20 protein-coding genes are annotated in these 25,891 nt (G+C 51.5%); 7 read left to right on the top strand and 13 right to left on the bottom strand.

Annotated features, from left to right (window positions below; translation table 11 throughout):
- Positions 1-4: 4 nt before the first annotated feature.
- The 4 genes from ptsP to EHSB41UT_RS12840 all read right to left on the bottom strand — a co-directional run bounded on the left by ptsP (position 5) and on the right by EHSB41UT_RS12840 (position 5,037).
- Positions 5-2,572 (bottom strand): phosphoenolpyruvate--protein phosphotransferase, encoded by a 2,568-nt coding sequence (gene ptsP / locus EHSB41UT_RS12855; RefSeq protein ID WP_242667303.1) that lies wholly within the window; start codon positions 2,570-2,572, stop codon positions 5-7.
- 208 nt (positions 2,573-2,780) lie between these two features.
- Positions 2,781-3,824 carry a beta-N-acetylhexosaminidase gene (gene nagZ, locus EHSB41UT_RS12850; protein ID WP_087110429.1) on the bottom strand — a complete coding sequence of 348 codons (1,044 nt, stop codon included), beginning with the start codon at positions 3,822-3,824 and terminating at the stop codon, positions 2,781-2,783.
- A gap of 53 nt (positions 3,825-3,877) precedes the next feature.
- Positions 3,878-4,351 carry a L,D-transpeptidase family protein gene (locus EHSB41UT_RS12845; protein ID WP_423226867.1) on the bottom strand — a complete coding sequence of 158 codons (474 nt, stop codon included), beginning with the start codon at positions 4,349-4,351 and terminating at the stop codon, positions 3,878-3,880.
- A gap of 32 nt (positions 4,352-4,383) precedes the next feature.
- Positions 4,384-5,037, bottom strand: a complete 654-nt coding sequence (locus EHSB41UT_RS12840) for a TetR/AcrR family transcriptional regulator (RefSeq protein ID WP_087110426.1) — start codon at positions 5,035-5,037, stop codon at positions 4,384-4,386.
- 196 nt (positions 5,038-5,233) lie between these two features.
- On the opposite strand from EHSB41UT_RS12840, the gene lexA reads away from it, so the two are divergent.
- The gene (gene lexA, locus EHSB41UT_RS12835) at positions 5,234-5,854 is read left to right on the top strand and encodes a transcriptional repressor LexA (protein WP_087110424.1); all 621 of its coding nucleotides are present in this window, start codon (positions 5,234-5,236) and stop codon (positions 5,852-5,854) included.
- 27 nt (positions 5,855-5,881) lie between these two features.
- A complete protein-coding gene (locus EHSB41UT_RS12830) occupies positions 5,882-6,334 on the top strand; it encodes a SulA-like leucine-rich domain-containing protein (RefSeq protein WP_087110422.1) in 453 nt (150 codons plus the stop codon).
- Positions 6,335-6,362: 28 nt separating this feature from the next.
- Here the strand turns inward: EHSB41UT_RS12830 and EHSB41UT_RS12825 are convergent, their stop codons facing one another.
- The 4 genes from EHSB41UT_RS12825 to fadB all read right to left on the bottom strand — a co-directional run bounded on the left by EHSB41UT_RS12825 (position 6,363) and on the right by fadB (position 13,448).
- The gene (locus EHSB41UT_RS12825; protein WP_087110420.1) at positions 6,363-6,848 is read right to left on the bottom strand and encodes a DUF6586 family protein; all 486 of its coding nucleotides are present in this window, start codon (positions 6,846-6,848) and stop codon (positions 6,363-6,365) included.
- An 81-nt stretch (positions 6,849-6,929) separates the two neighbouring features.
- On the bottom strand, positions 6,930-9,569 hold the full coding sequence (gene topA, locus EHSB41UT_RS12820) for a type I DNA topoisomerase (RefSeq protein ID WP_087110418.1): 2,640 nt from the start codon (positions 9,567-9,569) through the stop codon (positions 6,930-6,932).
- Between the two features lie 533 nt (positions 9,570-10,102).
- Positions 10,103-11,278, bottom strand: coding sequence for an acetyl-CoA C-acyltransferase FadA (gene fadA, locus EHSB41UT_RS12815; RefSeq protein ID WP_087110416.1), 1,176 nt, complete (start codon positions 11,276-11,278; stop codon positions 10,103-10,105).
- A gap of 13 nt (positions 11,279-11,291) precedes the next feature.
- The gene (gene fadB / locus EHSB41UT_RS12810) at positions 11,292-13,448 is read right to left on the bottom strand and encodes a fatty acid oxidation complex subunit alpha FadB (protein ID WP_087110414.1); all 2,157 of its coding nucleotides are present in this window, start codon (positions 13,446-13,448) and stop codon (positions 11,292-11,294) included.
- 431 nt (positions 13,449-13,879) lie between these two features.
- On the opposite strand from fadB, the gene EHSB41UT_RS12805 reads away from it, so the two are divergent.
- Positions 13,880-15,127: a hypothetical protein gene (locus EHSB41UT_RS12805; RefSeq protein ID WP_087110412.1), complete on the top strand. Its 1,248-nt coding sequence runs from the start codon at positions 13,880-13,882 to the stop codon at positions 15,125-15,127.
- On the opposite strand, the gene EHSB41UT_RS12800 is transcribed toward EHSB41UT_RS12805, so the two are convergent.
- On the bottom strand, positions 15,124-15,561 hold the full coding sequence (locus tag EHSB41UT_RS12800; protein ID WP_087110410.1) for a hypothetical protein: 438 nt from the start codon (positions 15,559-15,561) through the stop codon (positions 15,124-15,126). The two genes, EHSB41UT_RS12805 and EHSB41UT_RS12800, sit on opposite strands and share 4 nt — an antisense overlap.
- Before the next feature lie 248 nt (positions 15,562-15,809).
- On the opposite strand from EHSB41UT_RS12800, the gene EHSB41UT_RS12795 reads away from it, so the two are divergent.
- The 3 genes from EHSB41UT_RS12795 to EHSB41UT_RS12785 all read left to right on the top strand — a co-directional run bounded on the left by EHSB41UT_RS12795 (position 15,810) and on the right by EHSB41UT_RS12785 (position 18,320).
- The gene (locus tag EHSB41UT_RS12795) at positions 15,810-16,247 is read left to right on the top strand and encodes a universal stress protein (protein WP_087110408.1); all 438 of its coding nucleotides are present in this window, start codon (positions 15,810-15,812) and stop codon (positions 16,245-16,247) included.
- Positions 16,248-16,463: 216 nt separating this feature from the next.
- Positions 16,464-17,531 (top strand): malate dehydrogenase, encoded by a 1,068-nt coding sequence (locus EHSB41UT_RS12790; RefSeq protein ID WP_087110406.1) that lies wholly within the window; start codon positions 16,464-16,466, stop codon positions 17,529-17,531.
- A 105-nt stretch (positions 17,532-17,636) separates the two neighbouring features.
- The gene (locus tag EHSB41UT_RS12785) at positions 17,637-18,320 is read left to right on the top strand and encodes a metal-dependent hydrolase (protein ID WP_087110404.1); all 684 of its coding nucleotides are present in this window, start codon (positions 17,637-17,639) and stop codon (positions 18,318-18,320) included.
- Here EHSB41UT_RS12785 and EHSB41UT_RS12780 read toward each other — a convergent pair.
- The 3 genes from EHSB41UT_RS12780 to EHSB41UT_RS12770 form a co-directional block, all read right to left on the bottom strand.
- Complete coding sequence (locus tag EHSB41UT_RS12780) at positions 18,313-19,221, bottom strand: alpha/beta fold hydrolase (RefSeq protein WP_165767254.1); 909 nt, start codon at positions 19,219-19,221, stop codon at positions 18,313-18,315. The two genes, EHSB41UT_RS12785 and EHSB41UT_RS12780, sit on opposite strands and share 8 nt — an antisense overlap.
- Before the next feature lie 184 nt (positions 19,222-19,405).
- Positions 19,406-20,680: a cytochrome P450 gene (locus EHSB41UT_RS12775; RefSeq protein WP_087110400.1), complete on the bottom strand. Its 1,275-nt coding sequence runs from the start codon at positions 20,678-20,680 to the stop codon at positions 19,406-19,408.
- A 51-nt stretch (positions 20,681-20,731) separates the two neighbouring features.
- A complete protein-coding gene (locus EHSB41UT_RS12770; protein WP_207626633.1) occupies positions 20,732-23,278 on the bottom strand; it encodes an aminotransferase class III-fold pyridoxal phosphate-dependent enzyme in 2,547 nt (848 codons plus the stop codon).
- Positions 23,279-23,671: 393 nt separating this feature from the next.
- Here EHSB41UT_RS12770 and EHSB41UT_RS12765 point away from each other — a divergent pair, with 393 nt between their 5' ends.
- Positions 23,672-24,484: a TLC domain-containing protein gene (locus EHSB41UT_RS12765; RefSeq protein ID WP_133060502.1), complete on the top strand. Its 813-nt coding sequence runs from the start codon at positions 23,672-23,674 to the stop codon at positions 24,482-24,484.
- 23 nt (positions 24,485-24,507) lie between these two features.
- On the opposite strand, the gene EHSB41UT_RS12760 is transcribed toward EHSB41UT_RS12765, so the two are convergent.
- Positions 24,508-25,824 (bottom strand): ankyrin repeat domain-containing protein, encoded by a 1,317-nt coding sequence (locus EHSB41UT_RS12760; protein WP_087110394.1) that lies wholly within the window; start codon positions 25,822-25,824, stop codon positions 24,508-24,510.
- Positions 25,825-25,891 lie beyond the last annotated feature (67 nt).

Here is a 25,891-nt window from a genome sequence, read left to right as displayed (position 1 = left end):
CAGTTCACTCCTGTTCTTGCCATTGCTTCAGCAGCGCACGTACCTGAGCACCGTCTTCCCTATTAAGCGCCTCGGAAGCCAGCTTCCGGCATCGGGTTATATCCAGTTGACGGACTTTCGCCTTGACCAGCGGCAGGGTTGGCACACTGACGGAGAGTTCGTTGACTCCCAGCCCTAGCAGTAGTGGTATGGCATCAAGATCACTGGCAAGGCCACCGCAAACACCAGTCCAGCGCTGTTCGGCAGCTGCACCCTTACAGGTCATGGCAATCATACGCAGTACAGCGGGATGCAGGCCATCGATCCTGCTGGCCATACGAGGATGACCGCGATCCATAGCCAAAGTGTATTGCGTCAGGTCATTGGTACCGATGGAGAAGAATGCGGCCTCCCGGGCCAGCTCCTGAGCCATCAGGGCAGCAGACGGCACTTCGATCATGATTCCCAGCTCAACACTGGTATTCAGATTGGCGGACTCGTCATCCATCAATTTTTTAACCGCCCGGAACTCATCCAGTGAGCCGATCATTGGCAGCATAACTCGTAACTTGCCGGCCTTGGCGCTACGCAACAGCGCACGGATTTGGGTGCGCAGAATACTGGGGCGGTTAATACCGACTCGAATCCCCCGCTCCCCAAGAAACGGATTCTCCTCGGCTGGCAGCGGCAGATAGGCTAAGGGTTTATCCCCTCCGACATCCAGGGTGCGGATAATCACCGGGCGATCAGGGCCCATGGCCTGGAGGATATCGGTGTAAATTTCAGTCTGCTCGTCTTCCGTTGGCGCTGTGATACGGTCCAGATAGAGGAACTCGGTGCGCAACAGTCCCACACCTTCGGCACCCAGCTCGACAGCTTTTTTTGCATCGGCCAGGCTGCCGATATTGGCTGCTACCTCGATGGCGGTACCATCACTGGTAACGGCATGTTCCGAAGCGATCTGCAGTGCCGCCTGATACTCGGCTTCGGCCTTTTGTTTGTAGTTCTGACAACGCTCAATATCCTCAGCCGTTGGATTAAGCTGCACATAGCCTTTATCAGCATTAATGATGACCTGCGTGCCATTCACCAGATCGTGAATCTGGCTATCGACACCGGCCAGATAAGGAAGATCAAGCGAGCGCGAGATAATGGCGGCATGGGAGCTGGCACCGCCTTCCAGGCTGCATAGTCCTACTACTTTGGAAAGGTCCAGGGTCAAAAGGTCAGAAGGGGTCACATCGCGATACACCGGAATAGCATTCTCCGGCCATGCATCCGCTGTTACCGAAACACCGGTCAGGTCCGCCAGTACGCGATTACCAACATCCTGAATATCCGCAGCGCGTCCAGCCAGAATCGGATTATTCAAACCACGCAGTGCCCCGACTTCCTCTTCAATGGTTTTATCCCAGGCAAAGCCAGCACTGAAACCCTGATCAATACGCGCCCGGACATTGCTGGCAATAGCCGGATCATCAAGAAGCACTAGATGCGCGGCAAAAATTTCGGATTGCTCCTTCTTATCTTCTGATTGCAGAGATGAAACCAGCTGACTGAGAGTGTTTCGCACCCGCGTCAGGCTTTGCTCCAGCAAGGCCTTCTCAGCCTGACTGTCAGCAGTGTGATCCTGATAATGGAATTCAAGGTCTCCGGCATGAACAATTTTGCCGACTGCCCGGCCGGGGGCCGCCTTAACACCGGAAAGACGATTCGGATCATTGCTGCCATAGCTAAGCAGGGGCTGCTCTTCAGGAATGGGGGTATGAACACCGGCACTATCCACTTTGAAACTTGAAACATCCTCACCGAGCCCACTTTGTACAGCAGTGACCAGCGCTTTCACTGCCGCTTCTGCATCATCACCCCAGGCTTTAATGGTCAGCACATCACCCTGTCGGGTGTTGAGTTTCATGATTTCCGTGACACTGTCGGAACGGCCATCAATGCCGTTGCAGGACAGACGGACTTCAGCGGTAAAGCCACTACGCTCCTTAACAAAAACAGCCGATGGACGGGCATGTAGACCGGTTGGATTGGGAATTACGACCTCGGCTATGGCATCAGGTTCGCCGGAAACAGCAGCACTGGGTTGAGCACCTGTACTGCCACTGTCGGCTAGTCGCATTAATGGTGTTTTACCGCCCTCGACAAATCCCTGTGCCAGCCCTGAAAGTTGGGCACCTTTCGGTTGATCGATCAGCACCGGGGTGATCAGGCTGCGGGCATGCTGTGCCAGATAATCCATATCGAATTCGATCAGTGGCTGACCGGCGGTGACCGTATCACCTTCAGCAACAAGAGGCTTAAAGCCCTCACCTTTTAATGCAACGGTATCAAGACCGATATGAATCAGGATTTTTTTATTGTGGGCCGTGGTCAGTGTCAGGGCATGATGGGTTCGGAAAAGCTGGCTGACGGTGCCATCTACGGGAGAAACCACCCTGTTGCTGGTCGGGTCAATGGCAATGCCATCACCCATCATGCGCTGCGCAAAAGCGGGATCGGGAACTTCAGTCAGCGGTAATATCAGGCCGGAGAGTGGCGACAGCAAGACCAGCTCCCGGTCTGATGCCAATGCGTTAGGACTCAAAGGAGGGGCTCCATAGCAGATAGGACGACATATCACGCAGCGCTATATATCAATAACTTACTGACACATTGCAGAACATTACGTGAAGTTATCGAGGGAGCAGTATAGTTAACGATTTGATAATGCAGGGAATGGCTGGGGAAATTTTACGCGTGAAGAATTCAGGGTGGCAGATAGACAGATATGACCGTCTATCTGCATTTCATCTTCAGAGTTCAGAGAAAGCCGCCAGTAGTTGTTGACGACGCTCGGAGCCTATTAGCTCGGGCCAGGTTGGGATTGTATGCGTTCGCCATTTCAACAGTTGATGAATACGTTCCTGACTCGCTTTACGATCAGCGGTAAAGCGTCCGTTATCAAAAGCCTCCAGTATGCTGGCAACATCATCGGGGGTATTGCACACCAGCGTGAGATCACAACCGGCCGTCAGGGCCTTCTCAACCCTTTCAACAGCTGTACCGCCAATACTGGCACCCGCCATACTCAAGCAATCGCTGAAGATCACACCGTTAAAACCAAGCTGTTGGCGTAATACCTTTTGCTGCCAATGGGATGAGAAGCCTGCTGCTTCGCTGTCGACTGCTGGATAGCAGATATGGCCCGGCATAACGCCATCAATACCAGCCTGAACAAGTGCGGCAAAAGGCTGAATATCTTCCTGCAGCTGCTCTGCGGTTCGACGATCAACCGGCAGGGCAATATGGGAATCAATGCCGACACCACCATGGCCCGGGAAATGCTTGCCGACAGCGGCCATACCCGCTTCATGCATACCTTCCAGATAAGCATTGGCAAGAGTGCTGACGATCTCAGGCTCAACACCAAAACTACGGTCACCTACCACGCGGCTGATGCCACGATCCAGGTCCAGAACCGGTGCCAGCCCCAGATCAATACCTGATGCCAAAAGCTCAGAGGCCAGAAGCCAGCCGGTTTCGCGGATTAAAGCGCAGGCACGCTCAGAGTCTCGCTGATAAAGCTGACCAAAACGACCCATGGCAGGGACTTCGGTAAAACCGTCACCACGAAAACGCTGAACCCGCCCCCCTTCCTGATCAGCCATGATCAGCAGCTGCGGGTTTTCAGCGCGTATGGAGGCAATCAGATCCAATAGCTGCTCACGGCTGGAAAAGTTTCGGGTAAAAAGAATGATACCTGCCAGCGCGGGATGGTTGAGACGCTGGCGTTCTTCGGTGCTCAGGATGTGGCCGGCAATATCGGCCACAAGAAAATATCCGTTTTGGACCGTCATTCGTAATGCTCCCTACGAAGGACCTATATCAGAATAATGTCAGAGAAAACTGTCTACAGATGAATAGTGACGGGCATGCCCGGTGTGGTCAATGGAAACAGTTCCACAAGGTCAGAGCAGCGCATACGAATGCAGCCGTGTGAGGCTGGTATTCCCATGGGTTCACTGTCCGGCGTACCGTGGATATAGATAAAACGACGCTGGGTATCGACATTGCCGTGGCGGTTAAAGCCCGGCTCATCACCGCATAACCAGAGAATGCGGCCTAAGATCCAGTCCCGGCCAAGTTGGGAAGCGTGCAATTCGGGGGTCCAGCACTCTCCGGTAGGACGTCGGGCACGGTACACGGCATAAGGATCCAGACCTTCACCGATACGGGCGCGGATAAAGTGGCGCCCTAATGGGGTTTGCCAACTCCCCTCTTCCTGTCCGGCTCCCCTGGCACCGGTAGAAACCGGCCAGTGCCAGGTTTTCTCCGGAGTGGTAAGAGTCAACTGCTGCGCAGAGATATTGATAGCAATAGCCACGTGCATCTGCTCCCTGCAGAACCAAGTAAATATTAAGGACGTTCAGGCATGTCTTCAGGGCGTGGAGCCTGCATCCCGGATACCAGAAACGGTACCAGACGCATCATGGTCTGTTCCATACTGGCTTTCTGCTGATGTTCTGCCTGTCCGATAGCATCCAGTGTATCAAAATCGGAGAGCGTGAAGATGACCGAGCCCATCATAAAGTTGATGCGCCAGTACAGCTCATAAAGAGGCAGGTCCGGAGCGGCCACCATGACCAGCTTCAGATAACGGCGGAAGACGGTACCGTAGATATTTTGCAGGTGTTTGCGCAAGTGTCCCTGAGCCTGGGCATAGGCGATAGCCAGCAGGCGCATAAAGATTTTGATATCGTTCTGGCCGCGAGGCTTAACCTTGAGGACTTCCTTAAACAGTAGTGCGATCAGTGCTTCAAGCTCTGGCTCTTTACCGGCAGCTTCAATGTCATCCAGTGTTTTGGACAGCCCTTCCGCAAACGGATCAAGAAAACGAGTGAACACCGCCTGAATCAGAACCTTTTTGGAGCCAAAGTGATAATTGACTGCCGCCAGGTTCACATTGGCTCGACTGGTAATGGAGCGGAGAGAGGTCTCTGCAAATCCTTTCTCCGCGAATAAAATCTCAGCAGCATCAAGAATGCGCTCTACAGTATCGTTGTGTGCCATAGGCTGCCTGTCTGTTATTTCTGTGGTTTCCCTAACGCTTCCAAAGTACTTTCTGAGGGAAGGGAAACAAACAATCGTTTGAAACAAATGTTTTATAAATCCCCCTCCAAGTCAAGTTTTTCAGCAAATGAAACTTGCACAGTGGAAAATACTGTATACAATCACAGTTACTGTATAAAAACACAGATCATCACTTATGATTAAGCTGACACCACGCCAAACCCAGATTCTTGAACTGATCCGGGAACATATTGAAGCCACCGGTTTCCCCCCTACCCGTGCAGAAATTGCTCAGCAGCTTGGTTTCCGCTCTGCCAATGCCGCAGAAGATCATTTAAAGGCACTGGCCCGTAAAGGCGCCATTGAGATTATCCCTGGTACCTCTCGTGGTATTCGTATTCCTGCGGCCCAGACATCCAGTGAAGCAATCAATGATGAAGCCGGTCTCCCGATTATTGGTCAGGTCGCTGCCGGTGCTCCGATCCTGGCTCAGGAACATATTGAAAACCACTGCCAGCTCCCTGCTGACTTCTTCCGTCCTAAAGCCGACTACCTGCTGCGGGTTAAAGGCATGAGTATGAAGAACATCGGGATTATGGATGGTGATCTGCTGGCGGTTCACAAGACCAAAGATATCCATAATGGCCAGATCGTGGTGGCCCGTATTGAAGATGAAGTGACGGTGAAACGATTTGAACGCAAAGGCAATATTGTCTGTCTACATCCTGAGAACGAAGACTTTGCGCCTATCAAAGTCGATCTGAGCTATGAACACCTGGATATTGAAGGCCTGAGTGTTGGCGTGATTCGCCACTAACACACCGGAACCACTGAGGAGCGATTTATGAATACTCAGCTGCAGAGCAACCTCGATCTGGTCTGGTCACAGCCCGCCCCCGAATCTGCACCCGCAAGCGCAGCCCTTGAGGATCGTATTAGTGAAGTGATCCTCCCCTCTTTAGGGTTCAGCATGGCAGCCCTGATTGCCCCGATGCTGACCCAGCTCAGCCGCAATCACAGCCCTCGCTGGTTGACGCTGATCTGCAGTCAGGGCCAGGCCCGTGATATCAGTCGCTGGCTGAAAACCACCGGAGTGGTGGTCAACAAGCTGTTGCTGCTGACTGCGGAAGATGAGCAAGGCTGCCTCAGTCTGAGTAGAAAAGTACTGGCGGCCGGTAACAGCCATACTGTGATCAGCTGGCTAAGCCAGTCCCCGGCCATGGTGATGGGAGATCTGGAGCAGGCTGCCAGCATTGGTGATAGCGCTGGTGTGATTATTCGTCAGCGTCGGGGGTAAGGGGGTGCCAATCTGGCATACAGGGCGTTTACCACTCCTGCATCTGTCCCCGAATATTCTGAATTAATTCCTGCATCGCATTCTGCCAAAGCTTTAAACTTTCAACAGTGACTGTGTCTTGCTGGACAGGATGTCCATCAGAAAAGCGAGCAATCAATGTCTCTCCACCTTGAAACATCTGTGCAGCTGTATTGAATGATTGCTGCATTGCGTAGGCTCGCAACATATCCCGCCCCCATCCATCGTGGGCTAGGTGAAGGATTTCTTCTGCCAGCCCTGAATGTACATTATTTTGTTTTAACAGTAGTTGAGCCTGCTCGGGTGATATCGGTGCGACAGCCAGCTGATGGCTCGCCAGCACTTCCCCCAATAAACCGGTCAGTGCACTGTAAAGATGCGATAGCGCGCCTTCCTGAAAGCTTTGTTGGGCCAGCCCCTCTTCCTGAGCCATAACCCGCACCTGAGCTGCCGCCATCACCAGTTTCTTATTGGTAAAACCTGCCAGTTCCGACATGACGTCTCCCCTTTTACTGCGCACAGCCTATAAAAAACCCGTTCGCAAAGCGAACGGGTTCGATTAGAGCCATGCTTGAGATTATTTCTTCTTGCGCTTGTCGGTGATGTCCCACTTGCCATCAACATAGAAGGCCTGCCAGCCACTGGCCTTGCCTTCCACTTCCGTCATTACATACTGCTGCTTGGTCTTGCGGCTGTAACGAATCATGGATGGGTTACCATCCGGATCCTTCACTGGCGCATCCAGCAAGAAGTGGTATTTCGGATCGATAGCCGTCTTGTGTGGAATCAGTTCGTGAACAAACGGTGCGCGGGTTTCCCGGTTTTTCGGGAACTTGCTCGCTGCCAGGAACAGGCCGGAAGCACCATCACGCAGAACGTAATGGTCATCAACCTTCTGACAGGCCAGTTCCGGCATATCCACCGGATCCATCTTCGGCGGAGCCGCTTCACCGTTTTTCAGCAGCTTTCGGGTGTTCTTGCAGTCTTCATTGGTACAACCAAAGTATTTGCCAAAGCGTCCGGCTTTCAGCTGCATATCCGAGCCGCACTTGTCGCACTCAATGATCGGGCCTTCATAACCCTTGATCTTGAACTGACCTGCTTCGATCTCATAACCAACGCAGTCCGGGTTATTACCGCAGATATGAATCTTGCGGGTTTCATCCAGCAGATAGCTTTCCATGGCAGTGGAGCAGATCGGACAGCGACGCTTGGCACGCAATGCATTAACCTCGGCGTTTTCATCATCGGCATTGATGACTTCTTCACCGTGTACCAGGTTCATGGTTTTCTTGCAGCGCTCCTTCGGAGGCAGCGCATAACCGGAACAGCCCAGGAATACACCGGTACTGGCGGTACGAATCTGCATCGGACGACCACAGTCGGTGCAAGGAATATCGGTCATAACCGGTTCGTTGGCACGCATGCCGCCTTCTTTCTGCTCGGCATGCTCCAGAGTCTTGCTGAAATCGTCGTAGAAACCGTTCAACAACACTTTCCAGTCGGTTTCACCGTTGGCTACATGGTCGAGGTTCTCTTCCATGCGGGCGGTAAAGCTGTAGTCCAGCAGATCATGGAAGTTCTCAACCAGACGGTCGGTCACGATATCGCCCATCTTCTCGGCATAGAATCGACGATTCTTCAGGGTAACATAACCACGATCCTGAATTGTGGAGATGATGGATGCGTAAGTGGATGGACGACCAATACCACGCTTTTCCAGTTCACGCACCAAAGCGGCTTCCGAGAAGCGGGCCGGTGGCTTGGTAAACAGCTGGCGTGGATCAATAGTCTGCAGGTCCAGGGTCTGACCTTTCTCCATTGCTGGCAGGATAACGTCTTCCCCTTTGCCGGAAACAGGCGGCAACACCTTGGTGAAACCATCAAATTTCAGGGTACGGCCACGGACTTTCAGATCAAAGTCTCCGGCCTTAACGATAACACTGGTACTCAGATACTGGGCCGGAGGCATCTGGCAGGCGACGAACTGACGCCAGATAAGTTCGTACAGGCGCTCTGCATCGCGCTCCATGCCTTTCAGCTTGTTTGGCTCCAGCTTAACGTCAGAAGGACGAATCGCTTCGTGAGCCTCCTGAGCGCCATCCTTGCTGGAGTAAACGTTTGGATTTTCCGGCAGGTACTGCTTACCCAGCACATCGCCGATAAAGTCACGAACGTTGGCCACTGCTTCCCCACTCAGATTGGTGGAGTCGGTACGCATGTAAGTGATATGACCGGCTTCATAGAGACGCTGAGCCATGGTCATGGTTTTCTTCACCGAGAAGCCAAGACGGGTACTCGCCGCCTGCTGCAGGGTGGAGGTAATAAATGGTGCCGGTGGTTTGGTAGAAGTTGGCTTGTCTTCACGGCTTGCCACCTGATAGCTGGCCGCCTGCAACTGAGCCACTGCAGTATTGGCCTGCTCGGCATTGGTAGGCCGGAACTTCTCGCCTTTCTGTTTTTCTACCTGGAAGCGCACCTTGGTGCCTTTGCTGGCTTCCAGATCGGCATAGACTTCCCAGAACTCTTCCGGGTTAAAGCTGCGGATCTCCCGCTCACGGTCAACGATCAATCGCACCGCAACGGACTGTACCCGACCGGCTGACAGACCACGGGCAATCTTGGCCCAAAGCAATGGAGAGACCATGTAACCTACAACCCGGTCGAGGAAGCGACGGGCCTGCTGGGCATTTACACGGTCAATGTTCAGCTCATCCGGACGCTGGAAGGCTTCGGTAATGGCAGATTTGGTGATTTCGTTAAAGGTGACCCGCTTGTAGGGAGCAACATTTTCACCAATGGTCTGTTGCAGGTGCCAGGCAATGGCTTCCCCTTCGCGGTCCAAATCCGTTGCGAGATAGACGGTGTCGGCATTTTCGGCCAGGCGGCGCAGTTCTTCGACCACCTTCTCTTTACCGGGCAGAACCTCGTAGTGGGCATCCCAGTTATTGTCAGGGTCAACACCCATCCGCTCGATAAGCTGACGGTGGGCTTTGATCTTCTTCTGGCGCTCACGCTCTTCCGGGCTGAGCTTGCGAGACTCCGCCGCGGCTCTGGCCCTGGCTTTGGCATCCACCGGCTTACGCTGGCCCGTGCCACTCACCGGAAGGTCGCGGATATGTCCGACACTGGACTTCACCACGAATTCCTTGCCCAGGTATTTATTGATGGTCTTCGCCTTGGCCGGCGACTCCACAATAACCAGAGATTTACCCATAAACGATTAGCTCACATCCTGTTTTGCTACCCCTCCGGGAGTGTGTCCGGGACGAGTATTATCAAAATTTGCACAACTATATATTTTTTACCGTACCCTTGGTCAAGCGACTTTTGCAATTGATCGTTATCAAAGAGTGTCGCGAACCTGCCGGTTTTGCTAACTGTCAGCCAGAAAATTGGGGCTGGCGGTCGCTGCTGGTACGGAAAATTCCTTCTCTCACCCTGTTCATCTTTAGCTGTGCTTTACCCGGTTGTAAATAAATACCGGTGATTACGGTGAACAGAGCCTTTTCAGTTAACCACGGCAGTCTGAACAAAACAAACAACAATAATCCCGCCTTAGCAGACCCCTTCCTTTATATAGGAGGCTGAACACAGGGCGCAATGAGCGTTGATATGAGTGCTGGGTGGAAATACAGACAGGCTGGGGGCCGAATCAGCCCATTATTAGCGGATACAGGAATAAAGCCACCAGAGCTCTACAGTCAAAGCTCTGGTGGTGGATGGTTAACGCGCGGGTTTAATTAAGGCTTAAACGCGCTCAATAACCGTTGCGATGCCCTGACCCAGACCGATACACATGGTGGCCAGACCGAACTTCGCGTCCTTACCTTCCATCACGTTCAGCAGAGTACCGGTGATACGTGCGCCGGAGCAGCCCAGTGGGTGACCCAGTGCGATCGCGCCGCCGTTCAGGTTGATCTTGTCTTCCATGCGGTCAAGGATTTTCAGTTCCTTCATTACCGCCAGCCCCTGTGCAGCAAAGGCTTCGTTCAGCTCGAAGATATCAATATCGTCGATGCTCAGGCCAGCACGCGCCAGCGCCTTCTGGGTAGCAGGAACCGGGCCACGACCCATAACAGCGGCTTCACAGCCGGCAACGGCCATGCTGCGTACCTTGGCACGGATATTCAGACCGAGTGCCTGGGCACGCTCAGCAGACATTACCAGCAGTGCAGAAGCACCATCGGACAGTGCGGAGGACGTACCGGCAGTCACGGTGCCGTTCTTCGGATCAAATACCGGGCGCAGACCCTGCAGACCTTCCAGAGTTGTTTCCGGACGGATCACTTCATCAATGTTGCACATTACTTTGAAACCGTCGGCGTTGTGGCCTTCGATACCAATGATCTCGTTCTTCCAGCGACCTTCCTGAGTGGCTTCCCAGGCTTTCTGGTGGGAGCGCAGACCGAACTCGTCCTGCATCTGACGGCTGATGCCGTTCATCTGGCCCAGTAGCTCAGCGGTCAGACCCATCATGTTGGAGGCCTTGGCGTAGTGCTTGGAGCCTTCCGGGTTCAGGTCGATACCGTGGTCCATGGCAACATGGCCCATGTGCTCAACACCACCAACAACAAACACATCACCGTTACCGGTCATGATGCCCTGAGTGGCAGTGTGCAGTGCCTGCATGGAAGAACCACACAGACGGTTGACGGTTTGAGCAGCAACGGTGCGTGGCAGCTCGGCCAGCATCGCAGCGTTACGGGCAATGTTCATGCCCTGCTCTTTGGTCTGGTTCACACAGCCCCAGATCACATCTTCTGTTTCTGCGGTGTTCCAGTTCGGGTTACGGGCCATCAGCGCGCGGATCAGTTCAGCGGAGAGCTTCTCAGCACGGACGTTGCGGAACATACCGTTTCTGGAGCGACCCATTGGGGTACGCACTGCGTCGACGATAACCGCGTCTCTTGGATTCAGACTCATCTTCAATCGCTCCTTAGTAGAAAGTCTTGCCTTCAGCGGCCATCTTGCGCAGATTCTCGGTCGGCGCGTACAGCGGGCCAAGATCAGCGTACTTGTCGCACAGGTCTACAAAGTTCTGCAGGCCCATTTCCTCGATGTAGCGAATCGCACCACCGCGGAATGGAGGGAAGCCCACACCGAAGATCAGACCCATATCTGCATCAGCCGGGGTTTCAACGATGTTGTCTTCCAGGCAGCGCACAACTTCCAGGCACATAGGGATCATCATACGGGCGATGATGTCATCCGCTTCAAAGTCCTTGCTCTCGGCGCACACTGGAGCGATCAGATCGTAAGTGGACTGATCAACAACCTTCTTCGGCTTGCCTTTCTTGTCAGTTTCGTACTTGTAAAAACCAATATTGTTCTTCTGGCCGTAGCGCTCGTTCTCGAACATCACATCAACGGCGCTCTTGAAGTCACGACCCATACGCTCAGGGAAGCCTTCAGCCATTACGCCTTCAGCGTGAACGCCGGTGTCGATGCCAACAACGTCCATCAGGTAGGCAGGGCCCATCGGCCAGCCAAACTTCTCCATCACCTTATCGACTTTCTGGAAGTCGGCACCGTCACGCAGCAGGCCGGCAAAGCCGCCAAAGTAAGGGAACAGGACACGGTTAACCAGGAAGCCCGGGCAGTCGTTGACAACAACCGGAGTCTTGCCCATCTGCTTGGCGTACTTCACGGTGGTCGCAATGGTTTCTTCGCTGGACTTCTCACCGCGGATAACCTCAACCAGCGGCATCATGTGTACCGGGTTGAAGAAGTGCATGCCACAGAAATCTTCCGGACGCTCAAGGGCTTCTGCCAGCTTGGTGATGGAGATTGTGGAGGTGTTGGACGTCAGAACAGTGCCTGGCTTAACATGCTTTTCCACCTCAGCCAGAACTGCGTGCTTGACCTTCACGTTCTCAACAACAGCTTCAACAACCACGTCAACGGTCTCGAAATCACCGTAGGACAGAGTTGGCTTGATAGCGTTGAGGACGTCGCCCATCTTGTCGGCGTCCATCTTCTTGCGGGACACACGCTTGGACAGCAGCTTCTTGGCTTCATTCAGACCCAGATCGATACCGGCCTGGTTGATGTCCTTCATGATGATTGGCGTGCCTTTCAGAGCGGACTGGTATGCAATACCGCCACCCATGATGCCGGCACCCAGTACCGCAGCCTGCTCAACCTTGCCAGCCTTCCGCTCGAAGTCCTTGGCGGTCTTCTTCAGGGCCTGGTCGTTCAGGAACAGACCTACCAGGTTTTGGGCAACGCTGGTCTTGGCCATTTTGGCGAAGCCTTTGGCTTCGATGCGGATGGCGTCATCACGCTTCTTGCCACAGTGCTTCTGGATAGTCTTGATGGCTGTTACCGGCGCCGGGTAGTTCGGGCCCGCCTTGCCAGCTACGAAACCGATGGCAGAGTTGAACGCCATCATCTGTTCCATCATTGGCAGCTTGATCGGGTCCAGTTTTTCCTGACGCTTGGCCTTGTAGTCCAGCTCGCCGGAGATAGCACGCTTCACCAGATCAACTGTCGCTTCAAACAGCTTTTCAGGAGCGACAACGGCATCAACAGCACCCACCTTCAGGGCGGCATCAGCACGGTTCTCTGCACCACCGGCGATCCACTCAATGGCGTTATCGCAGCCGACCAGACGGCTCATACGTACGGTACCACCGAAGCCCGGGAAGATACCCAGCTTCACTTCCGGCAGACCAACCTTGGCCTTGGCGGACATAACACGGTAATCAGCCGCGAGACACATCTCGAAACCACCACCCAGAGCAATACCGTTAATGGCCACTGCGGTTGGTACGTTGAGGTCTTCAAAGGCGCTGAAAATAGCGTTGGTGGCGACGGTGCCTTCTACCAGTTCTTCTTCCGGCAGGGCAAACATTTCGGTGAATTCGGTGATATCAGCACCAACGATGAACACATCCTTGGAACTGGTGACGACAACACCTTTAACATCAGCACTCTCTTGAATAGCTGCCTGAAGTACTTCAGTGGCCTGCTTGAGTTCTTCAAGAGTAACTCTGTTAAATTTGTTGACTGACTCCCCCTGCAGGTTGAAGTCGAGCTGAGCGATGCCATCGTCCAGTAATTTTACTGTGATAGCGCTGCCATCATAGATCATCAACTTTTCTCCACGCGTTTTGGATACTGGGCCTGTTATAAAGCCACCACGAATCCTTTAGACAGACCGGCCGCCCTCAGATAGGTAGTGACACAAAATTCTTATTCACCCGGAGCGGCCAGTAAGTCCGCACCCTATCCCTGTGTTGTTCCACTTCCTGTGCCTTATTCTCATGAAAGCATGAATTCATACAAGCGTTTGAATCAGGCAGCGACACCTTCAAACAAATAGGTCTGCTTGTCAAGGTTTTTACTATGTAGAACTGTGGAGTGTACGTAGGTGATTCTCGCTTTTTCAAGGAGCGATGACCTGCTCCCTTTATGATCTTAAGCTGGTGTTATTGCGGGTAACCTGATTCTTAGGTGCTCTGGTGAACTCATCCGCAGACAGAGTCTCAAACACCTGATTACCCCGTTTCCGGATCATCCGTTATGCAATTCTCTGCCTCGCTTTCAGCAAAGTCTATGTATCAGATCGCCCAACCCGCTGATACCTCCGAATCGTCAAATGACGATACTCTCTGGCAGCGGGCACAGGTGGTTTTAAAGCAGATTATCCCTGTTCAGAATCAGCCTGTTGCCAGACAAATTTATGATCGGGAAACAGACGCTGTAAGAACACGGGTTCTCTATTTGATCGAACATAGCCTTCCACTGCCCCAATCCGGGGAACAGCTCCCTGAAATTTATAGGCAGCTGGCGTTCTCCCGAATCATTACTTTTGAACAAAAGCAGGAACAACAAAAAAGAGCCCAAGAGCGTGAGGAGCAGGATCAGCAGGCAAGAGAGCAATACCAAAGGGCTCTGCAGGCACTGGCCAGTCACTCAGCATGCCCTACGACTGATCACTTCCTTGAATATTGTCGGTCCAGGCCAGCAGTAGCGATGATGGTTCTAAAAAATGAGAATCCGGAACCGTCGACGCCATCCACCAGGGAGCTGCTGTCCAGTCTTGTCCGATGCCCTCAGGCGTCCAGAGTGCTGTTCGAGTACTTGCTGTTAATGCCGCCTGCCGAAAGCGTCCTCAGTGATTTACTGCTACAGCTCCCCGACAGTGATGAAATACGGAATATTCTGAAGCAGACGTTTATTCGCCAGGGCTATTTAATGCCCCTGGATATTTTCAATACCGTTCTTGGATTTTTACATCAACATAATCTGCTTGATGAAGACCTTATAACACGTCTCGCGCACTCCAAGCCCGATAGTGAATATGGGAACAGGGCTATAAACAGCCTTCAGCACTACATAGCGGACAATGCCTGCCACAAAAAGGCACTCTTTACTGCGTTAATTGATCATTTCCATTATGCGGCCGCTATTCCCATGCTCGAACAGATGGAGCCTGGGGATATCGTCCGGATCGTGGGTGAACGGATAGAGAGTCTTCTTCTCCACGGATTTATCCCTACCATGACAGAAGCAAGGCATGAACTACTGACAGCCTGTGTCCGACGAGTATGCGGGGGTGCTCCTGCTGAGTTTATTCGCCTGTGCGGCGATAAAATTGGCGCGCTGATTCAGCGTGATGATTCCGGCGGCAGTATCAGTAATCTGATTCGTCTGTTTCCGGGGCCGGATGTCAGGGCTGCCCTATTAGAAACTGTGCCGAACGAACGAGACAAACGTCGCTTAACATTACTGCAGGCATTTCAGGTTGATGCCCGCAGGAATCCCTAGCCGTTCTGTCTGAGATTGTCGTTCAGCAATGTGATTATGTGCTCAAGATCAGCACTGTCACCCTGTTCATTCCAGAGCACAAACAGTCCTTCTGGTGTGTGCTTCACACGCATGACTCCCTCAGGCATATCTCTGAGCAATGCAAACAACTCGTCATGACCGCCGGTATCTTTGGCATGGTTTAGCCAGGCCTGCCGCTCTTCCAAAGCATTATCGGGTGAGACTGCCAGCAGACCGTATTCATACCACTGACTTCTTGGCTTCGCGCAAGCCTCTGGTAAATCATCAGCCATTGGTGGCATACGGACACTTAGTCCTCTGCCCATGGCCTCGGTTCTGAGTTTCATCCGGCGTCGTTCATCTGAAGAAGGCAAAAGCCAGAGAATATTTCCGGCAATAAACAGAATAACCAGTAAAATAATGAGCCAGATCATACGTTGTTATTGATTTTGATTTAGACTGGAATCGAGTCTAAAGGGAGGCTAAAAATGAACAGCGTGAATGTTCTCCCCTCAGACGCAATGCTTGGCAGGCAGTATCTGTCAGCGCATTTGCCATTTCAACCGGTAACCGGCAATCTGAGTACCGGTAAAGAACACTCGGGTGGGCGGGCTGAGTCAGTTCCAACCCCAACCACCTTTCGACACCACAACAAGACTAACGAACCCCAGGGGGAGTGATCATGAGCCTTTATAAACATATTCTTGTTGCCATCGACCTCACCGAAGAAGCCGATGTTGTACTGGAAAAAGCGCGCAGTATTGCCGAAAAGAACAGTGCCAGGCTGACTCTGGTACATGTGGTTGAGCCTTTAAGTGTTGCCTATGGCAGCGATATCCCTCTCGACCTCACCACTCTGCAGGATGAAATCACCGAGCAGGCCCGAGAGCGCATTGCCCGCCTTGCCGACAAGATCAATATTGAAAAAGGTGAGCAGCATGTCGTTTATGGTCGTCCAGAGCGGGAAGTCCACCGTATTGCCGAAGAGTCCGATATTGATCTGATCGTAGTCGGCAGCCACGGCCGTCATGGGCTTGCACTGATTCTTGGTTCTACTTCAACCAGCATCCTTCATGGTGCGAACTGTGATGTGTTGGCAGTTCGGGTAGGTAAATCCTGATAATGACCCGGGCCGGAAGACGCTTTCGGCCCCTAACCTCCTGTCTTTTTTATCTTTCTTCACTCCCGTCCGAAAATACCCCGGCAAAAGCCGTGTGATAAACAAGTCTGAATTTCGGTTTTCTGCCTGTTATTTGCGGTTTTACTGCTCTCTCTCATAACACTTAATTGGAATATCACTACACTTCAGCGCTCAATTCTTATAGAGAACGATGTTATGAGAAGCCCTGTACGTGTTGCAGTGACTGGTGCCGCCGGCAGTATTGGCCGGGCACTGTTATCTCGTCTTGGATCTGGCGCCATGCTGGGTCCGGATCAGCCAGTGATCCTGCAACTGATTGAGCTTCCCACTGCCATGGACCAGCTGCGTGGCGTCGCTATGGAACTGGAAGACTGTGCTTTCCCACTGGTACATGAAATTACCCTGCACAGTGATCCGGCGACTGGTTTTCAGGATACTGATTACGCCATTCTGATCGGCGCTCGCCCGCGTACCAAAGGCATGGAACGCTCTGACCTGATGCGTATCAACGCAGAAATCTTCAGTGTGCAGGGACGGCAGATCAATGACCATGCCAACCCAAATGTCCGTGTTCTTGTGGTTGGTAACCCTTGCAACACCAACGCTCTGATCGCCAGCCGCAATGCGCCGGATCTGCATCCAACACAGTTCACGGCCATGAGCCGACTGGACCATAACCGTATGGCCGGGATTCTGGCCAGCCGCACCGGCACCAATGCCTCTGATATTCGCAAGCTGGCTGTTTGGGGCAATCACTCCGCGACCATGGTTCCGGATATCACCCATGGCAATATCTTTGGTCAGCCGTTAACGGAACTGGTGGATCAGCAGTGGTACCAGAACGAGTTTGTTGGACGAATCCAGCAGCGTGGCGCAGAAATTATCCAGATGTGTGGTCAGTCCAGCAGTCTGTCTGCTGCCAGTGCTGCTCTTGACCATATGAACAGCTGGGTAAATGGCACCCACGGTGATGACTATGTCAGCATGGTCGTACCAAGCGATGGCAGTTACGGTATCAGCAAAGGGATTATGTTCTCGTTCCCGGTGCGCTGCCGCTTTGGCCGCTACCAGATTGTCCAGGGCCTGCCACTGAAACCATGGCTGGTGGATATGATCAAGCGTACCGAAGAAGAGTTACTGACCGAGCGGGAGATGGTGCGCGACCTGCTGCCGGCGGAAACCGAAGCACGTCATGAGAATCTTGAGCTGCCACGCTTTGGTGAACACTATATGACGGTTGCGGCGATTAATCGCCGCCCATAATCATTAGAAATTGTTATAAAACAAAGGATTAGCCATAGGTTCTGACTGCAAATATAAGAACTTGAACGTATAATTATTGATCAGTCTTTTGCAGTCTTTCCCCCCATGGCTAATTTTCAGGCCCATCTCGCTACTGCCAGTCTAGTCAGTGGCGTGATGGCAACCACCTCACTCTATGCTGACCTGACCATATCATCCCAGGCCATGGTCTTGTGGGCACTCGGTTCGTTGGGTGGCTTATCACCGGATCTGGATTCACAGAACTCCATCTCCCAGCGCATCTATTTTTTGTTGATCTGCGGACTCTGCGCGTGGATTCTGGCGGATCGACTGCCAGGTATCCTGTCCCTGCCCTATACGGTGGCGGTTATTGTGGGCAGTATTGCCCTGCTCTATTACCTGATTCTCCCGAAGGCCTGCCTGTGGCTGATGGATCATCGCGGCAACAGTCATTCGCTGCTGGCGGCTTTTACCCAGGGTTTTCTGACCACCAATATTACCCATTATGTATTGGGATTGGATATCCAGTTGGCCTACCTCTGCGGTTTGTTCTTTGTGTTTGGTTTTCTGACTCATCTTTTACTGGACGAGATCTGTGCCATTGATTTGAAACGCTGGGAGGTAAAAAAGTCTTTTGGCACCGCGTTGAAACTCTGCTCGCTGGATAAATGGGGTTCTTCACTGGTACTGATGCTGCTGTTTGTCTGGCAGGTTATTCTGTTGCCGGAAATGGCTGACCTCACCTTGGTACTGGATCGCCTTAGCAGCACTCTGATGGCCTTCAGTTGAACGAGTCAGCCTGCAACCGAACCTGCTCTGCCATCCACGCCTCAACATCCTGAAACACCGCGTGACGGTTCAGCTCATGGAACATTTCATGACGCCCCTCGGGATAACGCTTTGGTGTAACCCGGGAATGGCCACTTTGCTCCAGTAGTTCCAGTAAACGGTCAAACTTGCCCTCTGCACCGAGCGGATCATGCGTACCGGACAGCGCAAAGATCGGCAAGCCCTCAGGTATATGAGCCAGATTTTCCGGGGCTGATACTTCTAAAACGCCTGTCAGTAGATCATGCCACAGTTGAATGGTGCAGAGATGACCACTATGCGGGTCTTGCTGGTAGGCGTGCACCTCCGCGATATCACGGGACAACCAGTGCCCGGATTTGGCTTCCGGCCCCAATGAGCGTTGAAACCCCTGAATCACATACCAGTTCATAAAACGGGATACGGCCTGCGGACCAAAGAGTAGACGATGAAGCTTCAGCAACAGAAGGCCGCCATAGCCGGCCAGCCGATAATCGAACCCTGAACCAGATAAGATCAGCCCGGACAGGCGTTCACCGTAGCGCAGGGCAAAACCGAGGGCGAGATAAGATCCCATGGAATGCCCCAGCAGAAACACAGGCTCGTTACCGGACAATGAATGCTGCACCTTCAGCAGATCATCAATGACCAGTTCCCAGCCATTATCATCGGAAAAGTGCCCCTGCAGGCCCCGTCCACCGTGACCTCGATGATTATGGACAATAACCTGATAACCCCTGCCGGCCAGATATTCGGCAAATTCGCTGTAACGCAGTGCATGTTCAGCCATGCCATGGGCAATATGGACGGTGGCAACCGGGCTCTTTTGCTTCCAGAGATACACGGGGAATCCATCCGGCCCGTCATCGGACACCACGGTCATAACCTCTGCATGCAAAGGTAAAGACAGCATGCTGATCACAAGAAGCGAAAATACCCATTTGTCTATCCGACCAGACCTGGATCTCTCCAGAATTTTGAAATATGCCAAAGCCCTCTACCCTGCCGTCAAGTCGTGACAGTGACTATAGGCAGCAAATGAACATGAAGAGGAAATTATCAGAGCATTACAACCCTGAAATCTTTCCCCGGATCAATTTGCCCTTCAATGGGTATCCTGGCCAAATCGAAACATTACGCCGGACCAGACGAAAACGATGGTTGGAAAGGCAGACATTCCAGTCGTCAGTACAAAGAATGGTCAGCAATCGATCCATAATCACCCTGCCGACATTCATTCCAAGGCACAGCCTATTACCGGCCCCAAATGGACAAAATTCATTGTTGGAATAACCCTCCTTACGGGCAAAACGCTGCGGGGAGAATCGCTCCGGATTTTGATAAGTCTGAGCCCGGTGGTGTGCTCGATGAATATAAGGACAGGCGACGGCACCCTCTTCGAGCTGGGACAATACATCAGAGCTGTGTTCACAGCCTGATCTTAATTTTCGTGGCAGCACATCAATAGGTGGACAGTAACGCAGTACTTCCTGCCGGAAATACTTAATCGCCTTCATATCGCCGGCGGCTACAGCTGTTCGCAAATATTGGGCTTCCCCTGCTTCCCTTCCAAACCAGAACAGGCTCCAGGCCAGAGCTGATCCGGTAGTGTCATAGCCAGCAGTCATACAGGAAATCAGATTATCTATCAAAAAGCTGGGGCCGAAACCAGGATGGTCACAGACAGAGTTGAGTTTTTTTATGAATTGGGATGAATGGTCTGATTCAAGAATCAGCGTGTTAAGAGTTGTACGAAGCTTGTTCGTCTGCCTTTCAACAAAACTGCCAACCGAAATACGCTGCCTTGCACGCCAGTAGCGTTTGTTGAAACTGACGATATTGGCCATAAACCCGGTAAGCTGCTCCAGCTGCTTAAACAGGCTTTTCGCCACAGCCCTATCCTGTCTATTCAGGAGAAGTTTGCACATTATTCGCAGTGCGATAAACCGAGCCAAAGAGCATAGGTCTGTGCGACCGCAATCCGAAACCCGGCAGAGTTCACTTTGGATCACTGTGTCGATAAAGGGCTGAATATCACTGACTGCGGTGTTCGTGAGCTCTGAAGAGATGATTTTGCGTGCTTGCAGGTGCTTTTCACCATCAAGTAAAAAGACACTCTCTGGCCCGAACAGAGATTGCAGAAACTCATTACCAGCCCCACCAAGAAAGACCTTATCTGCGTTACGGCTTATCTCTTTAAGCTCATCGGGCTCAGAAAAAAAACGCAGCTTCTCCCACCCATCAACGTCAAGATGAGTGATCGAGCCGGATTTTCCATACATAAAACGATAGGGGTAATAACGCCAATAGATATTATCCAGCACACGGGCAAAAACACTCATAGCATAACTCCCGAGCGAATATCGTTAATGATTTAAAGGAACGGATGACTATCAGGCGCAATTCTGTCGGGCGTGGCTAAAGTGCACAGGTGTGAAGCCATGCTTCAAGGCAATCTCCATAACGGCTTGTGCCTCTTTATAATCAATACACTTGCCTATGCTGTAATGGCCCTCGCTGCTGTTAAGTGCCAAAGCGATGGTTTCGGATAAACAGGCCAGGTTTATTCCGGCAGGTGTACCGGTCACATTGCTATCACCATAACTCTGGGATGAGGGCTGATGCACAAGCCCGCCTTCAATCACTCTTGGCCCGCTCTCTGAGATGTCAAAATCAAAAGGTCTTGAGACATCGACAATCGTCGTACCAGAACCAAAGACATTCGCTTTAATAATGGCCTTCCCGGCACTGGTCGCGGACACGACATAATCGATCTTTGGTATTTCCCTGATAGCGGAAAAATCACCAGCAAAGAATGTCAGACCAAGCTTTTGCTCATATTCTGCAGCCATAATGCGCTCGGTTATAAGCTGGCAGGGCAAAAGCAGACTGGGATCGTCAATATTATTGATCAGTTTTTGTATATCGGGATGAGTGATATAGGCGTCTAATCGCTGATAAACGGATCCTTCCAGCGCATTCTCTGATGAACACAAAAGGACTTGCCTGCAAAGGTATTGGAGAAGGTCACGTCGTAACCTTTCCCCGTTGCCTTGTCGGCCTACCAGAATGAGGTCATCACAATACATGCTCAACTGTGCGGTGATGAGCTTGCCTACGGATCCTCTGGCACCAATAATCAGGACAGACTTACCGCGCATATCATAATCCTCGGCTTGCAGAATAGCTTCAGATGTTGAACAGGCAGTCAGGCTGTTACCTGATGTCAGGGTTATATCCTTAAGCTGATCCTTTACAGTGAGTCCCCCTTTGCTGATCACAGAGGAATAGCCACCAAGGCCAATAACCTCCGCTCCTTCCTGTCTGGCAACGTGCAACCAATCCTCCAGCAGTTTCTTTTTTTCACTGGCCGGCAATTTCATCATATCCTCGGCGGTGATTGGACTGGAGATTAAAATGCCCTGGGCCGAAGCCAAAGCACCATGGACAGTAAATTTGAGGGCAATATGGGGATTGGGGGCTATACGACCCAACTTAATTAACAGCTGGGCCAGTCTACGAACGCCCCGTTCTGGAAAGTTCTCTTTTACGACGCTCGGAAAATTGGCAATAACATCCTTTTCCATGGTTGTATGAATAAGGAACGCGAAGGTTTTGCCTTTCACCCTCTCTGAACCTGCAGTCAGTTGAGTTTTTACCTTCCAGTCAGGCCTTCCAGAATTAACCTTCGGTAATGTTTCAACATCCACTCCAACCAGATCAGCCAGCAGAAGATCATAACGGCCTTTGGCGATAATTTCGCACACCTGCTCAATACCTATAAACAAGGTGTTAATGTCTTCTTCCGACACATTCAGATTGGGTTCTATACGTATAGCCCCGGGGCTTGATAATAGCGGAGCAACCAGCAGTGAATGTCGATTCAATAGCCAGGAACAGATTATCCATCCCATATAACCCGTATTTTGCAAATAATTAACGGTATAGTTTTCGGTGTTATGAATGTCGTTGATGGTCACCGCACGCATTAGCCCACCGCCGGAGAAATTGAACATATCGCAAAATTGTTCCTTCAGTCTGAAGCAGTGTTGATCAATGATCCGTGCGATGTTTTCAACATGCTGGAAGATTTGACCTTGACCCGCCTCCAAATGATCGAGCAAAGCCAGTCCGGCCGCAGCAGCAAGGCCATTGCCGGCAAATGTTGAGCTGTGTTTTCGCTCAAACTCCCTGCAACTGGCCCTATCGTTGTAGAGTATCGCGCCGGAAGGAAGAACACCGGCCCCCAAGGCTTTAGCTAGAAGCAGGATATCCGGGTCAATGCCGAGTTTGATTGACATAGATATAGCACCCACGCGCCCCAGGCCTGTCTGGATTTCATCAAAAATGAGCAGGGTTCCTGTCTCTTTGCACAGTTCCCGGGCACGCTGCAGCCAGACTTTATCCGCACACACCATGCCTCCCTCACCAAGTACGGGCTCAACAATAAACGCAGCAAATTCCTTACTACATAAAGCGTCGTTTAATGTATCTCTGTTATTGAGAGCAATCTGATCAAAATCAGGTGTATCAAGCACTGAAACGCTATACCGTGAAGAACCGGTACATGCCAGTGCTGCTGAGGTTTTCCCATGGAAGCTGTTATGAACAGACAGGATTTTCTTACGGCCTGTCCTCATGCGTGCAAGTTTAATTGCCGCCTCAACCGCTTCTGCGCCACTGTTGGTAAAGACACAATGTTGGTAGGCTCCCCCCATTGCTCCTATTAACCGTTCAGCCAACCGTTTGCTGATATCAAGCATGACCGGTTGGCAAAATACCGGTTTTTGATCTGACAGATATTGGTTAACGGCTTGAACTGCAAATTCCGGGTTATGCCCAAAAGGAAGAGCCCCATACTGAGATAAAAAGTCCAGCACCACAGTTCCATCACGCTTTGTCAGCTTGTTGCCGCTGCATGAGACCAGATCCAGATCCATTCGTAATGCAGTGCTTAGTTGTGCGCGGTATTCATTGATCGGGTGCATGTCTATGCCTTCCTCGAAAACATAAAGTTGTGTCCTGCAGCGCCAGGGCTTGAATGGAGCAGCAGTATAGACACACAAATGAGAACGAGTTGCATTCGTTATGGGTTGTTATTGGTAAATCCTTCGTATTTGCATATCGTTCGTTAGCATCTACCTTCACTCAGCCAAACAATAAGCATCAGGATGGTTGACACAGTGTCTTTGCAGTCCCGCATATATGTTGTAGCTGTTGTCTTCGTAGTGTTGCTGTTGCCAGAGCTGGCCCAATCGGACAATTCATTTTCACTTCAGCCTTGCACACAGGGGCAGAAATCCAGTCAGTGGATTCCTGTTGGGAGTAAGGATATGAATTCAATACGGGTATCAGCGGCGGCAGATAGTTCCAGTGTGAAGATAACGCTGGGTCATACACGCAATAATGCTGAGCGGGAAATGTCAGATAAACACTGTTATCAGATTACCCATAATGATGATCCCCAAAAAAGTGAATTTGATAACTACAGTCTCTGGGATAACTACCGCTTCCTTATACCTTTCCTGTCGGGTCTGGCATTTCAGGCTATGCCCCATTATCGAGACAGCCTCTTTAATGCCCCGTTTATCCATGGATTGATTAGCGGCATAGGGTCACACACGCTCTACTTTGGACGAGATAGTTATTACCCGGAGCGGTTTTTACGACGTGCACCGCCTGATTCAGAAATGGACATTATTATTCCGCTGATCTCTTACGGTTATGCGGGGTATGAGTTATTTCATTATCTGACATCAACACCGGCCAGACCCGACTTCATTTTTCACAGCGCGGCCATGACAGCGGTGTTCTCTATTTTTGCCGGGCTTGGGGAGTTGCATCTTTTATCAGATGTTCTGGTGATTGAATTGTCATCAATCTTCCTTGGCCTGAAGGATTATCACGATATCTTTGCCATGGCATTTGCTGGCACATTTTATATCTATCGGTGGGGACTGTTTCCACAAGGATGGTGGACTATCGCCCAGGCACCGGAAACGGGAGAGGAGCTTGAGTACCCGGAGCGCAAATGGCGTCGACGTGCACTGGTCGCTGCCGGTGCCGCTTTTAATGCTTTAAGTGGCTACTGGGGCATACTCACTTTGGGCAAAATACTCGACAAGTATGTCTATCACCGGCCGTGACGGTATCCCCAGATTGCCTGAGCTTATTTTTCTTTTGTGCTCAGTTCCTGTAATTGTTTCTGTGCGTGGTTAATGTCGTACTCCTCTTCGGCGCAGAGAGGAGTCTGTTGTGCCGCGATACCAAGATGTTTCTTAACTGTTTCAGGTTCTTTTTTTATCCGGATAAGGGCATTGGCATACTCAAGATGAGCCACTGGCAGGATTGGACTCACTTGCAGGGGTTGTGCAAACTGGGTATGAATATTTTCAGGCGTTGCATGACTGGTCAGCGCCTTTCTCACAACACTCCCGCCCCAGAAAGACGTTTGTTCAATAATGCCGGCATAAACACCACCCAGGGAAATTTTGGCGTATATAAACTCAGGGTTCTTTTCCACCAATCCTTCAAGCTCAATCAGCATATCTTTGGCTGTGCCTTTCATGGCATTTGCCACTCCAGATGACAACTCGCAGATACGCACCAACGCACAGGCCCGCCCGAAGACAGCCATAGGATGATCAGGAATCCGGGACTCTACATCATCTTTTACCGTGCGAATAACCCGTTCAAACAGCTCTTTCTTTTCCGCCGTATCCTCAACACAGTTCTGTGCTTTAAGTATCAAGGCAAACAGCCCGGGAATATGGCCGGCAATACCCAGCTTTTTCGCAAACCCTATGGCTTCATCAAAGTGTCCCTCAAAAACGCGGCACCAGCATTGTTGGAACAGTGCGGCAAACAGTTGGCAATCCAGGTCAGACCAAAATCCCGGACTGATCCGATAAGTGAGCCCAAATTCTTCGACCACCCTGGACAGAGCCTGATGTGTCTCATCCTGCATGGCCGGATATTTGTCCAGAAGTTCACGGATAGTATGACTATCAGGAAAGGGCTGTTGGAAACCTCGTGACAGAGCTGGCCAAAGCTGTTCCAGTTTATCTCCCGAGAAATCAAAACGCGTTGGCGAAAGTTTTGGGAAGCAAAGCTTATCAATCAGCTTGCGTACCAAAGCGATATGACCATGCTCCAATGCCAGTTGAAGAGCGCACTGCCCGTGCTGCAAAGGGTCGCCCACGACTTCAGAAATGGGGACATCCCGGTATCTTGAAGACAGTAGATAATCGAATAATTGGGTATAGCCGTTTATAGAGGCCAGAGCCAAAAGGTTGATGGGGAGCGAATCAGAAGTAACGGCATAACATTGATATGACAAGCTGGGATTAGTCTCCAGGGCCGCAATAATTGCCTGCTCTGAACCGGTTTTGAGTATGTCCGTAAACTGATCAAGAGAAGAGCTTGTGCCAGCAATAATTGTACGGGGAGTCGCTGCAGGCTGTACGGCGGCTGGAGAACTATTCATAACTTAGGCCTAGATAGTGATGATTTTAGTCTTAGACTTAGAACTGGGTAACATGACCCACAACCAT

It is taken from the genome of Parendozoicomonas haliclonae (assembly GCF_900174585.1).
Lineage (GTDB): Bacteria > Pseudomonadota > Gammaproteobacteria > Pseudomonadales > Endozoicomonadaceae > Sansalvadorimonas > Sansalvadorimonas haliclonae.
The sequence above is the reverse complement of the archived record's forward strand: the minus strand, read 5'-3'. Positions and strand labels throughout refer to the sequence as shown.